The 15,391-nt window shown below is 64.5% G+C and carries 16 protein-coding genes; 13 read left to right on the forward strand and 3 right to left on the reverse strand.

What is annotated here, in order from left to right; genetic code table 11:
- The first annotated feature begins 66 nt into the window (after positions 1-66).
- Genes E3U23_RS01120 through E3U23_RS01160 form a run of 9 tightly spaced genes read left to right on the forward strand, consistent with a single transcriptional unit; the run spans position 67 to position 9,265 of the window.
- Positions 67-1,248: an inositol-3-phosphate synthase gene (locus tag E3U23_RS01120; protein ID WP_279349330.1), complete on the forward strand. Its 1,182-nt coding sequence runs from the start codon at positions 67-69 to the stop codon at positions 1,246-1,248.
- A complete protein-coding gene (locus tag E3U23_RS01125; protein WP_279349331.1) occupies positions 1,245-2,144 on the forward strand; it encodes a hypothetical protein in 900 nt (299 codons plus the stop codon). Before E3U23_RS01120 ends, E3U23_RS01125 begins: the two co-directional genes overlap by 4 nt.
- On the forward strand, positions 2,141-3,244 hold the full coding sequence (locus E3U23_RS01130; RefSeq protein WP_279349332.1) for a class I SAM-dependent methyltransferase: 1,104 nt from the start codon (positions 2,141-2,143) through the stop codon (positions 3,242-3,244). The genes E3U23_RS01125 and E3U23_RS01130 overlap by 4 nt, the downstream gene beginning before the upstream one ends.
- Positions 3,244-4,239, forward strand: coding sequence for a Gfo/Idh/MocA family protein (locus E3U23_RS01135; protein WP_279349333.1), 996 nt, complete (start codon positions 3,244-3,246; stop codon positions 4,237-4,239). The genes E3U23_RS01130 and E3U23_RS01135 overlap by 1 nt, the downstream gene beginning before the upstream one ends.
- Complete coding sequence (locus E3U23_RS01140) at positions 4,230-5,042, forward strand: hypothetical protein (RefSeq protein ID WP_279349334.1); 813 nt, start codon at positions 4,230-4,232, stop codon at positions 5,040-5,042. The genes E3U23_RS01135 and E3U23_RS01140 overlap by 10 nt, the downstream gene beginning before the upstream one ends.
- Positions 5,039-6,544: a YcaO-like family protein gene (locus E3U23_RS01145; protein ID WP_279349335.1), complete on the forward strand. Its 1,506-nt coding sequence runs from the start codon at positions 5,039-5,041 to the stop codon at positions 6,542-6,544. The genes E3U23_RS01140 and E3U23_RS01145 overlap by 4 nt, the downstream gene beginning before the upstream one ends.
- Positions 6,541-7,371, forward strand: coding sequence for a sugar phosphate isomerase/epimerase family protein (locus E3U23_RS01150; RefSeq protein WP_279349336.1), 831 nt, complete (start codon positions 6,541-6,543; stop codon positions 7,369-7,371). Before E3U23_RS01145 ends, E3U23_RS01150 begins: the two co-directional genes overlap by 4 nt.
- Positions 7,368-8,579 carry a glycosyltransferase family 4 protein gene (locus E3U23_RS01155; protein WP_279349337.1) on the forward strand — a complete coding sequence of 404 codons (1,212 nt, stop codon included), beginning with the start codon at positions 7,368-7,370 and terminating at the stop codon, positions 8,577-8,579. Before E3U23_RS01150 ends, E3U23_RS01155 begins: the two co-directional genes overlap by 4 nt.
- The gene (locus E3U23_RS01160) at positions 8,576-9,265 is read left to right on the forward strand and encodes a PIG-L deacetylase family protein (protein WP_279349338.1); all 690 of its coding nucleotides are present in this window, start codon (positions 8,576-8,578) and stop codon (positions 9,263-9,265) included. Before E3U23_RS01155 ends, E3U23_RS01160 begins: the two co-directional genes overlap by 4 nt.
- Before the next feature lie 49 nt (positions 9,266-9,314).
- Here the strand turns inward: E3U23_RS01160 and E3U23_RS01165 are convergent, their stop codons facing one another.
- On the reverse strand, positions 9,315-9,521 hold the full coding sequence (locus E3U23_RS01165; RefSeq protein ID WP_279349339.1) for a hypothetical protein: 207 nt from the start codon (positions 9,519-9,521) through the stop codon (positions 9,315-9,317).
- Between the two features lie 58 nt (positions 9,522-9,579).
- On the reverse strand, positions 9,580-10,881 hold the full coding sequence (locus E3U23_RS01170; RefSeq protein WP_279349341.1) for a sulfotransferase family protein: 1,302 nt from the start codon (positions 10,879-10,881) through the stop codon (positions 9,580-9,582).
- Positions 10,882-11,000: 119 nt separating this feature from the next.
- On the opposite strand from E3U23_RS01170, the gene serS reads away from it, so the two are divergent.
- From serS to E3U23_RS01190, 4 genes are all read left to right on the forward strand, one after another.
- Complete coding sequence (serS, locus tag E3U23_RS01175; RefSeq protein ID WP_279349342.1) at positions 11,001-12,281, forward strand: serine--tRNA ligase; 1,281 nt, start codon at positions 11,001-11,003, stop codon at positions 12,279-12,281.
- 28 nt (positions 12,282-12,309) lie between these two features.
- Entirely contained in the window at positions 12,310-13,074 is a 765-nt protein-coding gene (surE, locus tag E3U23_RS01180) for a 5'/3'-nucleotidase SurE (RefSeq protein ID WP_279349343.1), read from the forward strand.
- 87 nt (positions 13,075-13,161) lie between these two features.
- Positions 13,162-13,755, forward strand: a complete 594-nt coding sequence (locus tag E3U23_RS01185) for a PEPxxWA-CTERM sorting domain-containing protein (RefSeq protein ID WP_279349344.1) — start codon at positions 13,162-13,164, stop codon at positions 13,753-13,755.
- 80 nt (positions 13,756-13,835) lie between these two features.
- Positions 13,836-14,948, forward strand: coding sequence for a potassium channel family protein (locus E3U23_RS01190; RefSeq protein WP_279349345.1), 1,113 nt, complete (start codon positions 13,836-13,838; stop codon positions 14,946-14,948).
- A 42-nt stretch (positions 14,949-14,990) separates the two neighbouring features.
- On the opposite strand, the gene E3U23_RS01195 is transcribed toward E3U23_RS01190, so the two are convergent.
- Complete coding sequence (locus tag E3U23_RS01195; protein ID WP_279349346.1) at positions 14,991-15,365, reverse strand: DUF1761 domain-containing protein; 375 nt, start codon at positions 15,363-15,365, stop codon at positions 14,991-14,993.
- Between the last annotated feature and the right edge of the window lie 26 nt (positions 15,366-15,391).

The following is a 15,391-nucleotide window of genomic DNA, read 5'->3' on the forward strand; positions in this document are numbered from 1 at the left end:
TATCCGTTCATTATCGTTAACTCCCGGCCGACGGCACGATTGCCGATATGGACGAGGATTGAAGAAATGGCAGAACGGCTTGGTGTAGCAGTCGTGGGCGTAGGCGGTGCAGTGGCGACGACCGCGATCGCCGGTATCGAGATGATCAAGGCGGGCTCCAACAGCCTTGCCGGCCTGCCCCTGGCCGATCGCGACGTGCGCGGCATGGCGGCCTATCGCGACATCGAATTTGGTGGCTGGGACCTTGCGGAAGACAGCCTGGCCGATTGCGCGCTGCGTCACGGTGTTATCGGTGACAAGGAATTGGCCGACGGCGCATCCAGCATGAAGGACATGCGGGCGTGGAAAGCGGTCGGCAGCAAGAATTACTGCGCCAATATCGACGGCAACAACAAGCTGGAAGGCGGCCACCGCGCCGCCGTGCAGCAGATCAAAGATGATCTTGCCCGGTTCCGCGACGAGAAATCGCTCGACCGGGTGGTGGTGGTCAACCTCGCCTCGACCGAGCGCGTGCCCGATCCGGACAGCCCGGCGCTAGCGTCGCGCGATGCCTTCGAAAAGGCGCTCGACAACAATGACGAGGCGATCAGCCCCGCCATGCTCTATGCCTATGCCGCGATCGATGCCGATACGCCCTACGCTAACTTCACGCCTTCGATGGCGAGCGATTGCGCGCCGATCGCCGATTTTGCGGCCGAACGCGGCGTGCCGGTGGCGGGCAAGGACGGCAAGACCGGCCAGACCTTCATGAAAACCGTCATCGCCCCCGCCCTGCGCGACCGGGCGCTGCACGTGGACGGCTGGTTTTCGACCAACATCCTCGGCAATTCCGACGGGCTGGCGCTGGATGATCCCAAATCGTTGCAATCGAAGCTCGGCACCAAGGGCAGCGTGCTCGATCAGATCCTCGGCTACAAAGTGGAGGATCACATCATCATGATTCACTATTACAAGCCGCGCGGCGACGACAAGGAAGCGTGGGACAATATCGATCTCACCGGCTTCATGGGCCAGAAGATGCAGCTCAAGCTGAACTTCCTGTGTAAGGATTCGGTGCTGGCCGCACCGCTTGCCATCGAGATCGCGCGCTGCCTCGATCTTGCGCACCAGCGCGGGCAAGGCGGGGTGCAGGAACAGCTCGGCCTGTTCTTCAAGCTGCCGCAGACGGCCAACGGCAATGATCCGGTCCACGGTTTCGCCGAACAGCAGGCCGCGCTCGACCATTGGCTCGCGACTGAACCGGCGTGAGCGGAAGGCTTAGTCCCGACAAGCTGCCACCCTTACGCGAACTCGGCGATCTGAAGCGTATCTTCTCCGCCGACCGCGGAGGCTCCATCGCCGAGCGCCTGTTCGTCGACGGCTGGCGCGGGCTGGCGGCGGGCGTCGCACCGGACGAGGTGATGGCGCGGGTGTGCGCGGCGGCGATTGCGGCGGGGCGTCTGGGCGACCTAGACCGGGCGAAGCTTGTCGAACTCGGCCTGGAGGACGATGCGGATGCCATCCTCGGGCGTGCGTTCGACGAGATTGGCGAAGGTCTGCTCGAACCGTCCTTGGCGCAGCGGCTGCATCCGGCGCTCGCAAAGGGCGCACGCTTCGATGGCGAGCCGCCTGAGTTCGCGCTGACCCTCGCGCGTCAACCGCGCGCCGGCGTCACCTGTCCGGGCAAACCGCGCATCATGCTGACCCCGGCGGAGAATCACGCCGAACATTGCATGCTGGTGACGCTGTACGGCGTGATCGCCGCGCCGTGGCAGGATGCCGATCCGACCGAGGTGTTCCTTGCCGGAATGTCGCATCATTTTCACAGCGCGATGATGCCCGACAGTGGCTTTTCGGGCGAAATCCTGCTCGGCGACAAGCTCGATGCCGCGATCGGAAATGCGCGGGAAGCGGCGATGCGCGAATTGGACGAACCGCTTCTCGGGGCAATTCGCGCCGCGCTCGAGCCGATCGCGAGCGACGAAACGCCGGAAGCGCGCGCCTTCCATGTCGGCGACGTGCTCGATCGGGTGTTCGAGATCGAGCAGCATCTCACCCGCGCAGCCGTGACGATGGATCTGGTCCTCGGCGAATACGGGCTGGTTCACGATGGTCCGGTGAAGGCTTACCACGATACCGTGTTGGCGGAGGCAGGGCTCGGGTGACGTGGCTCTCGCCCCTGTCCGGCGATCCGCTCGAAGCCGATACGCCGCACTCGCTGGCGAACGGTGAAGAGCGTTGGCCGGTGGTGGAAGGCATTCCGCTCCTAAGGACAGATCGCGAGGGCTTGGTCCGCACGACGCTCGATCATCTTGATGCTGGTCGGACCGACGAAGCGCTCATCGGCCTGCTCGCCGACCAAGACGACTGGTGGACCGGCCCGACCGCCTCGGCCGACGATCTCCACGAACTTGTTTCCGGGCGCGACGATCTGACCTTGCGGGAGGCGATGCGCCTGCTCGCCTGGGGCCCCGTCGCCGATTATTTCGCCTACCGCTGGAGCGACCCGACCTACCTTGCCGGGCTCGCCCTGATGGAAGCGCACTGGACCGCACCTGACACGGCTTTCGAACTGGCCTGCGGCATCGGCCATTACCTGCGCGAACTGACCCGCCGCGGCGTCGCGTGCCTCGGCGGCGATATCGTTTTCGCCAAATGCTGGGTGGCGAAGAACTGGGTCGCGCCGGATGCCGAATACGTGGTGTTCGATGCGGCGAGCCCGTGGCCGATTTCAAACCGCCATTTCGATCTCGCAGTGTGTCAGGATGCGTTTTACTTCCTGCCCGAGAAAGAGCGGATTGCGGATCGCCTTCGAGCCGCCGCCGATACGCTGCTCGTCGGCCACCTGCACAATGCGGGTGTGACGGGCGGCGCAATGGGGCCAGCGCTCGAGCCGTCCGAATGGCAGACGCTGTTCCCGCAAGCGCGGGTCTATGACGAAGACGAATTGCTCACCGCTTTGATGGAGCAGCGTGCACCGAAGCACGCAGCGTTCGAAAACAATTCCGACATCGAGGCCTGGTCCGTCGCCGAAGGAGCGGGGGAGCCGCAGCGTATCGATGCCGGCCTCGCCATGCCGGCGCCGGGCGCGAACACCCGGCGCAATCCTCTCCTGAACGGCGGCGCCGAACCCCACTGGCCATCGGAACGATACCGCGAGGAATACGCCCGCCGCAGCTATTGGGCACAGCCGGACGAAGCGCTGCCCTTCCCCGCCGACCCGGTTCGCCTCCGCCGCGAAGTCGACCTGCCGGAGCGATGGTGATGCGCTGGGGTATTTCAGGTTTCGGCTGGGTGGCGCGCGATTACATGGCGCCCGGGATCGAAGCTGCGGGCGGCACCATCGCAGGTATCGCCGACCCTTCGCCGCAGGCACGCGCGGCGGCCGAGGCGAAAGGCTACGCGGCCTATGAAACGACCGAACAGCTGATCGCCGAAAGCGGCTGCGAAGCGCTGTATGTCGCCACGCCAAACCATGCCCACCTCGCGCCGGTTCGCGCGGCGGCGGCGGCGGGCATTCCCGTATTGTGCGAAAAGCCGATGGCGGCGCAGCTCGGCGAAGCGGAAGCCATCGCCGCTGCGGTGGAAGGTGGCCCGCTCTACGGAACAGCCTTCGACCAGCGCCACCACCCCGCCCACGCCGCCTTGCGCGAACAGATCGCGCAGGACGCGATCGGTCGCCCGATCGCGGCGCGGATCGTCTATGCCTGCTGGGTCGATCCGGCGTGGTCCCCCGGTGAAGAACCACACGATAACTGGCGGGCCGATCCCGAACGGGCCGGCGGCGGCGCGGTGATAGATCTTGCGCTCCACGGACTCGACCTGACGCAATACCTGCTTGGCGAGCCGTTGATTGACCTCGCCATCATGCTCCAGCGCCGCATCCACGCCTATCCGGTGGACGATGGCGGCGTCTTGTCGGGCCGCACGGCAAGCGGAACGCTGCTGCAAAGCCATGTCGCCTATAACTGCCCCGAAGTCCTGCCCCGCCGCCGGCTGGAAGTACTGGGCGAAAAGGGCCTGCTCGCTGCGACCGACACGATGGGGCAGACGGCGGGCGGAACGCTAACCCAGCGCTGCGGCGCGAGCGGCGAGGAAACCGCCATCGCCTTCGACACCGAGACCGGCCCCTTCGCCGCGCAGGCCGCTGCCTTCGCAGCAGCAGTCGCCGGCAAACCGCACGATTTCTCCGCCGCGCGCGATCTCAATCTGATGCGCCTGTTCGACCGCGCCTACAGGGAGGCCCGTCAATGCCTTTGAGCTGGTTCGCTTGTGCCAATTGCGGCTTCTGGCAGCACCATTTCGCGCCGCCCGATTGCCCGGTCTGCACCGATGTTCGCAACGACCTGCCCGAGGACGGCTGGCATTTCCTCTCCGAAGACGAGGTGCGCGAAACGCATTCCGGTGCGGCGGAGGAGGTCGCGCCCGGCCTCTGGGCCTTTACGACAACGCCCCATCTCGGCCTTGGCGGGACCGGCTGGCTGATGGTGCGCGAGGAAGGCAACGTCGCCTTCGAAGCCGCCCCCTTTTATTCGCAAGCCATGCTGGATCAGATCCGCGAGCTTGGCGGTATCACGGCGCTGGCGGCGAGCCATGCCCACGGCTATGGCGCGCTGTTCCAGCTCCAGCGTGAGTTCGAGCCGCCGGTGGTCGCGATCCAGAAGGACGATCTGCAACTCACCAAGGCGTTCCGCGTGACCGCGCCTTATGACGCCACGCTCGACCTCGCGCCGGGCCTCACATTGCATCATGTGGGCGGCCATTACGAAGGACAGGCTTGCCTTCATGACGCCACGGAGAAACGCCTGTTCTGCGGCGATATGTTCAAGGTCGATCAGATCGAAGGCCGCTCGACGCATGTTTCGAGCCACAAGGCGTTCCACAAGGACATTCCGCTGACCCACGGCGAACTCGCGCACTACCGCGAAGTGATCGCCCCGCTGGACTTCGACGCGGTCCTCACGCCCTTCGAATACGCCCCCGAGATCGGCCGCGACACCGCGCTCGCCGTGCTCGACGAAGCCCTTTCGCGCCCGCCCCAAGTCAGGAGATATGCGCTGTGAAGAATACCGGTCTGCCGAGCGACCTGCCCGAAGCCGCCCGCCGCTATCTCGACGCCTTCCCGAAGGGCGAGATCGTGGCATTTCCGATCGACCCGATCGACCGGGTCGGCATCCCCGTGTGGATCGTCGCCCTGTTTCCTCAAGATCAGCCGCTGCTCGACGGTGTCATGCCCTACGGCGTCGGCTACGGTGCGGACGAGGGACAGGCGATCCTGGGCGCGATGGGCGAGATCGCGGAAATGGTCTTTCCCGCCCTCTCCCTATCGCAACGCGAGAAGGTGCGCGGTTCCTATGCCGACCTGAAAGCGAATGTCGGCGAGCGGGCTATCGCCGATCCGCTGACCCTGTGCCTACCTGCCGGGTCGCCGGTCGGGCGCGATACGGCGCTCGAATGGGTCGAGGCGGTGCGCCATGCCGACGGCTCGACCGTACTCGTGCCCATCGATCTCGCCGCCTATAATTCGGCCGAACTTTCGGATGGGTACAAGCCGTTCACGACCATCATTTCCAATGGCATGGGTGCCGGGCCGGACCGGGACTGGGCGGTCGGCCATGGTCTGTGCGAAATCCTCCAGCGCGACGGCAACGGCTTGCTGTTCCGCGCCTTGGATCGCGGCATCGCGCTCGATCTGCCGGACGACGTGCCGCCAGTCGTGGCCGGTCTGCTCGACAAATATCGTGCCGCTGGCGTTCGCCCGATCCCCAAATTCGCAACTGACGAGTTCGGCCTCACGAATATCTACTGCGTCGGCGTCGACGAAGGCGAAGCGCCCGCCGAACCGATCATGGTCAGCTCCTGCGGCGAAGCATGCCATCCCGATGCCTATGCGGCTCTCGAAAAATGCCTCGCCGAATATGCCGCCAGCCGGGCGCGCAAGGCCTATGCTCATGGCGATGACGGCAATACGCGCCGCTTGAGCCCGGCGGGATATGTCGATCATTTCCTTGCCCAAAGCGGCGGTGCGGCGAAGAGCTCGGACAAGCGCGCGCTCGATACGATGATCGACTGGCAATCGCGCGAGGCATCGGATTTGCGCGGTTGGCTCGCGCCGAACATGCTTGCTGAAACGACCCGCAAGCCGTTCGCCGAACTGCCGCATACGCCCTGCCCCGGCCCCCGCGATCGGGGACGGATCGCCATAGAGCGCGTCAGCGATGCCGGGTTCGACGGGCTCTATGTCGATATGTCGCCCGAGGGCTGCCCCGTCTCTACCGTCAAGCTGATCGTCCCCGGCATGGAGGTGGAGACGATGAGCTATTACCGGATCGGCGAGCGCGGTGTACGCAAACTGATGGATCTGGATAGCCCGCTCGTGCAGTTCGGCAAGCAGCGCGGCGGGCTGGAACCGGTGCGGCTGCCCCCCGAAGCGCTCGACCGGTTGGGCGGTCAGCCGATGTTCGACACGAAACTGGCGGACGAGATCGTTGGCCCGCTCTACCCGCTCTATCGCGAGCCCGAAGCGCACCATGCCGCCGCAGCCGCACAGGCGCGCGCCGCATGAGTTTGCGCTTTGCCTATAATACCAACGGCGCGGCCAACCATCGGCTGGACGATGCGCTCGCCATGATCGCCGACGCTGGATATGACGGCGTGGCGCTTACGCTCGATCACCAGCACCTGGATCCCTTCGGCGATGACTGGAAGGCGCGCACCGACCGGGTCCGCCGCAGGCTGGACGAACTGGGCCTTGGAAGCGTTGTCGAAACGGGCGCACGCTTCCTGCTTGATCCGCGCGCCAAGCACGAGCCAACCATGCTGCATCCCGATCCCGAAGGGCGGGCGAAGCGGGTCGCGTTCCTCAATCGGGCGCTGGCGATCGCCGATATGCTCGGCAGCGAAACGGTGTCCTTCTGGGCGGGCGTCCCGCAAGCGGATGTGAACCCCGAACAGGCGCGCGAATACCTCGACGAATGCCTCGAACAGGTACTTGATTGCGCGGAAGAACGCGGTGTCGATGCGAGCTTCGAGCCGGAACCCGGCATGCTGATCGAAACGGTCGCCGATTACGACGGGCTTGTCGAACGTCACCCCCGCCTGAAGCTTGCGCTCGATACCGGGCATTGTCTCGTCACCGAGGATATCGATCCAGCCGATGCGGTGCGCCGGTATGAGCAGCGGCTCGGAACCGTCGCCATCGAGGATATGAAGCGAGGTGATCACACCCACCTTCCCTTCGGCACCGGCGATATGGACGTTCCCGCTGTTCTTTCTGCGCTGGACGAGATCGGCTTCGAGCGCCTTGTCTGCGTCGAACTGTCGCGCGAAAGCCCGCGCGCGCATGACGCCATTCCGGAGTCGATCGCGTATCTGAAGGCGCGCCTGCCATGAGGGTGTGCTTCGTCTCGCGCCGCTTCTTCCCAGCGATCTCCGGCATGTCGATCTATGCCATCAACCTGCTGCGCCAGTTGGAGCGCGCGGGCCACGATGTGACGATGATCAGCCAGTATTACGGCGATCCCGACAAGCGCCGCGTCTATGGTGGCGGCCCGCCACCCGACGTGCCGGGGGTGAAGGTGATCGGCCTCGAAGCGCTGGGCGAGCAGGACGGCGGCGAATTCGAGCGCGACGTGCAGACCATGATCGACACTATCGCGGCCGAACACGCCGAAAAGCCGTTCGACATCCTGCATGCGCAATATGGCTACCCCACCGGCTGGGCGACAGTGCTCGCCTCGCAGCAACTTGGCGTGCCGTGCGTCGTCTCGATCCAAGGCGGCGACGGGCACTGGGTCGGTTCGTGCTGTTCCACGCACTGCATCGCGATGGAGCGCGTGCTTGATAACGCCGGCGCGCTGCTGATCGGCGGCCAAAGCTTTGCGCGCGAGGTGCATGAACGGCTCGGCACGCCGATGGAGCGGTTTACCATCGTGCCCGGCGCGGTCGATACGGAACGCTTCACCCCTGTCGAACCGCGAAAGTCTGGCGAACCGGTCCGCATGTTCTATCACGGCCGCGTCGACCGCCGCAAAGGCGTGCTCGATATGCTCCATGCCCTGCCGAAGGTCGAAGGCGACTGGCGCTGCACTGTATCAGGTATCGGCCCCGATACCGATGCGGCGCAGGCGCTGGCAAAGGACTTGGGGCTGACCGACCGTGTAACGTTCAGCGGCTATGCCGAATATGCCGATGTTCCCGAACTCTACCGCGCACACGACCTGTTCGTCTCGCCGACCTATGCGGAGGGGTTCTCCAACACCATCCTCGAAGCGATGGCGAGCCGGCATGCGATCCTTTCATGCAATTCGGTCGGCGTTGTCGATTGCCTGAGGGACGGCGAGAACGGGTTGTTGATCGAAGCGGGAGATATCGAGGCGCAGGTCGAAGCGCTGACCCGGCTGGTAACCGATGATGCCTTGCGCGAACGGCTCGCCGAAAATGCGCTGGAGGAATGCCGCCGGGTCTATAGCTGGGATGCGGTCGGCCGGCAGATCATGGATATCTATGCCGATCTTTCAGGCGGCGCCCCTGCAAGCGGCGTCGATCCGCACATCCCGATCGCGGAGTGCCGCTTCCGCGCCGAACCGCACCTGCTGTGAACCGCATCCTCGCCATTTCGCCGCATCTCGACGATGCCGCGTTTTCGGCGGGCGGCTATCTGGCCAGCCGGGAGCGGGCCGGAGACGAAGTGACGATCCTCACCTGCTTCACCGGCAATGTCGAACAACCCGAAGGCTTTGCGCTCGCCTGCCAGCTCGACAAGGGTCTGGGGCCGGACGTCGATTACATGGCCCTGCGCCGCGCCGAGGACGAAGCGGCCTGCGCCGTCATTGGGGCAAAGCCGATACACCTCCCCTTCCTCGAAGCGCCGCATCGCGGCTACGACAGCGCCCCCGCCCTCTTCGCCGGATCGCATGAGGACGACGATATCGTCGAACGGCTTCGCACCGCCATCGCCGAACAGGTCGAAGAACTGCAGCCCGACGCGGTCCTCGGTCCGCTTTGTATCGGCGATCATGTCGACCACCATGCCGTGCGCGAGGCGATGGTAGACCTTCCGGGCGTGTTGCTTTGGGAAGACTGGCCATATCTCGACCGGTCCGAATACACCCCATCGAGCCCGCCGGCCTTTGTGCATGAATTAAGCGACTACGACCGCATCCAGCGCCTTGCCATGTGTCGCTGTTTCGCGTCGCAGCTGGGCTTCCAGTTCGGCGGAGAGGATGCATTGGCGAAGCGCACTGCCGCCATCTCGTCCGAGCGCTTCTACGCGCCGTCCCCATAAAAAAAGCCGCCCCGAAGAGCGGCTTTTCTTGTTACTTTTACGGGAGGGGTCAGATGCCGCTTCGCGCATTGTCCTTTTCGGACATCTTCTTCGCCAGATAGCCTCCGGCGCCGATTGCGAGCATCGCAGGCAGGCTCATCCGGCGCAGCACGGTTGCCGCAACCACGCCGAGGGCCGCACCGCCGGCACCGCCGATCCCGCTGGTCTGCTTGGCGAGCCGATCGCCCACGAATGCTCCGATTACCTTGCCGATCATATGAAATCTCCTTTGGTAACCGAACGCAACGCGGCAATCGCGGTTCCTCCGGTAACGATCAGGCCGATGCTGCTGAGGGCCGGGGCAAAACGGCCTCGCCCGTCGCCACATCGTAAGCTCGCACATAATCGGCAAAGCGCTCGCGTATCGTCTCGGCGGTCAGGCCGAAGCTTTCGAGGCTGTAACTATGCGGAGTGCGCTTGAGGGAGGCTGTCCGGTTCATATAGGCCTGCATCGCATCCCTCGCCGGCTCCATATCGAGCGCGAGAAAGCGATAGATACGGCGCATCGTCCCTTCCCAGTCCCGCTCCATATCCTCGTACTGCACATCGATCATGCGTTCTGGCGGAATGGCGTCGCGCGCGGCGCGCATGCGGGCGACCATCGTTTCGGTCTTGCGGAGCCATTCCCGGCCGATATCGCCGGGGCGTACATCGTCGGAATAGATGATCGACTGGTTCCAGGCGAGCGATGCTGCGCTGCCGACCACCTGTTGGGGATCGCGGTGGGTGAAGATCAGGCGTGCATCGGGAAATACCTCCAGCAGCACGGGCAAGTCGAGCATGTGTTGCGGCGTCTTCAGGATCCACGGCCGCAGCGAACTTTCCTGCTGCGACCATCCGATCAGGCGCAGAAGGTTCGCCATGTGGCGATAGGCGGCCAAGCCCGATTGCCCCTCGCACCAGCGGGCGTAGGTCGGCACCTGCCACTGCGTCTCGAACTTCATGCCGTAGAAGCTGGCGGCGATGAGGCCGAGTTCCTCCTCCGGTTCGTAAGGCCCGGTCGGGTGGATCGACAGGGTCCGCGGATTGGCGAGGCGGGCCACGCGCATGATCCGCCTGGCGAGGATGGGGCGGAAGTCTTTTGCTTCGCCCCGCATGACCGCTTCGAATTCCGGGCGCGGGACCGGACTGATTGTCTCGAAGCTGCGCAAATGGGCGAAGCGCCGGTCGCTGGCGAGTAGGCGATGCAGCCGCGTCGTGCCCGATCGCATGGGGCCGACAATCACGACCGGATTGCGCAAGGGGCGGGCGAGGATTTCGGGGTGCCGCTCGAACCACATCTGCGCCAGCAGCCTGTCGCGCAGCAGGTGGTGGAGGGTCGCCACCCCGGAAACTTCGCCTGCGGCATTGAGGTTGGCTTCGCGCTTTACGCTCTCCAGCAACACCTCGAGCGGTTCGCGAAACCAAGGATTACCGAAATCGCCCAGCCCCGTTTCCTCCGTCGCCCGCCCGAGCAACGCCTCGGCATCCAGCCGCGCCGAACCGATCAGGCCCAGCTTCCGCCCGGCCCGCACCCCCGCATCCAGCATGTCGATGAAGCGCGTGCGGCGGGGCGGTGTGGCGGTCGGTTCGGGCAAGAAGGCTCCTGAGATAAGCGAAGGCGGCGCTGTAGGCGTGATAACCCGAACCCGCGATGAAAGTGCCGCAGCGTTTCCCCACTGGCCAATCGCGGGCCAAATCGGCATAGCGCGGCGCCATGCACGACATCGCCTATATCCGCGCCAACCCCCAGAAATTCGACGCCGCGATGAAGACGCGCGGAGGCGAGCCTGTGGCCGACCATATTCTCGCGCTCGACGCGCGAAAGCGCGAAGCGATGGCCAAGATTCAGGATGCGCAAAACCGCCGTAACGGCGCGTCGAAAGCGATCGGGCAGGCAATGAGCCAGGGCGATAAGGAACGCGCCGAAGCGCTGAAAGCCGAGGTTGCCGAGATCAAGGCAGGCATGCCCGAATGGGAAGCGGCGGAGAAGGTTGCGGGCGACGAACTGGACGCACTGCTGGCGGGCTTGCCAAACATTCCCGCCGACGATGTGCCGGAAGGCGCGGACGAAAGCGACAATGTCGAAGTCGCAAGCTGGGGCACGAAGCGGCATTTCGATTTCGATCCGCAAGAGCACGCCGATATCGGCCCCGCGCTCGGCATGGAATTCGAGACCGGTGCGGCCATGTCCGGCGCGCGCTTCACCTTCCTGCGCGGCGGTATGGCGCGGCTGCACCGGGCGCTGGCGCAGTTCATGCTCAACCGGCAGACAGGCGAGCGCGGCTATATCGAATGCAATCCGCCTGTGCTGGTGCGCGACGAGGCGCTTTACGGAACCGGGCAGTTGCCGAAATTCGGCGAGGACTCCTTCCAAACGCGCGAAGGCCATTGGCTCATCCCCACCGCCGAGGTCAGCCTGACCAACTCGGTCCGCGAGCAGATCCTCGACCCCGCCGCCCTCCCCATGCGGCTCACCGCACATACGCCGTGCTTCCGTTCCGAGGCCGGTGCGGCGGGGCGCGATACGCGGGGGTTCATCCGCCAGCACCAGTTCGAGAAGGTCGAGCTGGTCAGCATCTGCGCGCCCGACGATTGGGAGGCCGAACACGAGCACATGGTCGCCAGCGCGCAAGGCATTCTCGAGGCGCTCGAGCTCCCCTATCGCACCATGCTGCTGTGCACCGGCGATATGGGCGCGACGGCCAAGAAGACCTTCGATCTCGAAGTCTGGCTGCCGGGCCAGGGTGCCTATCGCGAGATCAGTTCGATCAGCTGGTGCGGCGATTATCAGGCGCGGCGGATGAGCACCCGCTACCGTCCGGAAGGCGAAAAGAAGACGCGCTTCGTCCACACCCTCAACGGCTCCGGCCTTGCAGTGGGGCGCACGCTGGTGGCCGTGATGGAGAATTATCAAGACGCCGACGGCAGCGTGGCCGTGCCGGACGTGCTCGCGCCTTATATGGGCGGGATTACCAAGCTTTCGCCCGCCTCATGATCAGCTTTCAGCTTGTGGAACCCGCGCCTTGAAGATTTTACTCACTAACGACGACGGCATTCACGCTCCGGGCCTCGAAGTGCTGGAGGAAATCGCGCGGCAGTTTTCGGACGATATCTGGATCTGTGCCCCGGACGAGGAACAGTCCGGCATGGGCCATGCGCTCACCCTCACCCGCCCCGTTCGCCTGCGCCAGCACGGCGAGCGGCGCTTCTCCGTCACCGGCACACCGACCGACGCGGTGACGATGGGCCTTCGCAAGGTGATGGACGGCGCGCCCGATGTGATCCTGTCGGGCGTCAATCGCGGGGCGAACTTGGCTGACGACGTTACCTATTCCGGCACCGTCTCCGCTGCCATCGAAGGGGCGCTGGCAGGCGTTCGCTCGATTGCGCTCAGCCAGGTCTACGCCAAGGAGGGCATGGGCGCCGAAGTACCGTTCGCCGCCGCGCGCGAATGGGGCGCAAAGGTGCTCGGCCCGCTGCTCGATACGCCGCTGCCCAAGCGAACGCTGGTCAACGTGAACTTCCCCGCCCTCGCGCCCGATGCGATCAGGGGCATCCGCGCCGCGCGGCAAGGCTTCCACGATTACTCGCGCGGAACGGTCGTCGAAGGCCGCGATCCGCGCGGGTTCAAATATTACTGGTTCGGCCTCGAAGCGATCGAACACACGCTCGATCATGGCACCGATCTGGAAGCGATCGACGAGGGCTATATCTCGGTAACGCCGCTGCAACTCGATCTGACGCACCACACGTCGCTGGGCGCACTGGCGGATCGGTTCGCGGGCTGAATGCGCAATCCAGCGAGGCGGACGCAGGTGACTTGCTTAACGGTTGCACTGTCATTTAACCCCATCCGCTAGAAAAAGGGGAATAACATGAAACTGCCCACTATCGCCGCTGTCTTGCTAGGCGCTTTAACCGCCTCCCCTGCTGCCGCCGCGCCAATCTTCACGCAAGACGGTGTTGCAGACGACGGAACGATCACTGCCGAATACAGGTTCGAAGAGCCCGGTGTGCCGGATTTCGGTCGGCGCGTTCGATTTTCGTTGCAATTCGACGACGCGGTTCAGTTGTCGCCAATATTCGCTTCGACTACGTATTATTGGTTTTATACCGATTTCGACGAATATAACGAGGTCGATATTCCCGGTGTATATAGTCTGCTTCCCGCAGACTATGGCCCATTAACGGACCTCACCTTCCGCCTTCCTTTAAATCCGAGCGTCGCAGACGCCAATGCGTGGTACTCCGATCTCGTCCTGAATGGAGAAACCGCGACGTCATACAGCCTTTTCCTGAATGCGAACGTGGTTTCGGACGGACCGGTCGGCTATCGTTTGTCGATTGCATATGTTCCAGAACCTTCGGTCTGGGCTTTGTTGATACTCGGCTTCGGCGCCGTGGGTTTTGCTATGCGCCAACGGCCAGCGCGACTCACGTGTCATCGAAACACGGCCCGACTGTGCTGATCGCTTGAGATCAGCCGAATACAACGCAACCATCCCACCCCACTTGACCCCGCCCCCGCCGTCGCGCACCACCGCCAGCGATGAGCGACCCTAAGCAGCTTGATCGGGTAGGTCCGCGCAAAGGCACGCGGCGGGGGCCCCGCTTCCAGCCGTTGAAGCGTGCAGTGCGCATCCCCGTCTGGGGCGATCTCGGCATTCGCCTCGGGCTTGCGCTGTTTCTCATTATGATCGTCATCATGATCCACTGGTGGGATCGCGGCGGGCTGGTCGACAATCTCGACGGCGATGTCAGCTTTTCCGATGTCGTCTATTTCACGATGATTTCTATCACCACGACCGGCTTCGGCGACATCGCGCCGATTACCGACCGGGCACGTATGGTCGAGGCGGTTATCGTGACGCCGGTGCGGTTCGCCGTCCTGTTCATCTTCGTGGGCACCGCCTACAATTTCCTTATCAAGCGCACATGGGAGCAATGGCGCATGGCCCGCATCCAGGAACAATTATGCGATCACATCGTGGTCCTCGGCTATGGTATTTCCGGCTCCGAAGCGGTTGCCGAGCTGATCGAGCGCGGCATCGATCCCAGCACCATCGTGGTCATCGATCCGAGCGAGGATCGCCTTGCGGACGCCGAAGCGCTGGGCTGCAACGTAATGGCGGCGGATGCCACGCGCGACGAAACGCTGAAAGCCGTGCGGATCGCAGAGGCGGCGAATATCCTTATCTCCGCCGGGCGCGACGATACGACGATCCTCATCACCCTCACCGCCCGCTCGCTGGCCCCGAACGTGCCGATCAGCACGGTGGTGCGCGCCGACGACAACGAATCGCTCGCCCGGCAGGCCGGCGCGAACAACGTCATCAATCCGGTGCGCTTTACCGGACTGCTGCTGGCCGGCTCCGCCAAGGGCGAGCATATCGCGGACTATCTCGCCGACCTCGCCTCGATCTCGGGCCGGGTGCAACTGGTCGAGCGGCCGCTGAAGGAATGCGAGGTCGGCCTATCGATCTCGCAACTCGATACGGGTGGGCGGGGCCTGCGCATCTATCGCGACGGCAAGGCGCTCGGCTTCTGGGAAGCGGAATGCGAGGCGCTGCAGGCTGGCGATATCGTGGTCGAGATCGTCCCCACCGTCAGCGGCGAACGCAGGGGCGACGGGCATGGCTATGAAGATGAGGCGGCAGACTAGCGAGCATCGCGTAACGTCCGCTTTCTACGCCGACAGCAGACCTTACCTCAGCACCCAAAACACCCCGCCGATCGCCAGATGCGCCGCCAGCCAATAGCCCCAATCGAACAGCGATTCCCGCACCGCGCCCCCTCTCCGCACCGCCGTGATGAACAGCGCGGGGCCGATGAAGGTCAGCGCGAGACCGCCCGACATCATGAAATAAAGCCACGGTTTCGCCTGCAACGTCGCCTCGCCCACCCGGGCGAACATATGGCCGATCATCGCGCAGCTCGCGAACAGCAACAGCGCCGCCGCCCCGTGCAGCAGCAGCCCGCCTCCGCCCGCAGGCGTCGCCCGCCGGCCGTAGAACGCCACGCCCAGCAGCGCCGCCACCGCCCATGCGGCTACTACCGCGATCCAGTTTACCGGTCCCATGCGCGCCTTCTAGCGCGCCGGGCCCG

The sequence above is a fragment of the Erythrobacter litoralis genome (genome assembly GCF_029760855.1).
Classification (GTDB): Bacteria; Pseudomonadota; Alphaproteobacteria; order Sphingomonadales; family Sphingomonadaceae; genus Qipengyuania; species Qipengyuania litoralis_A.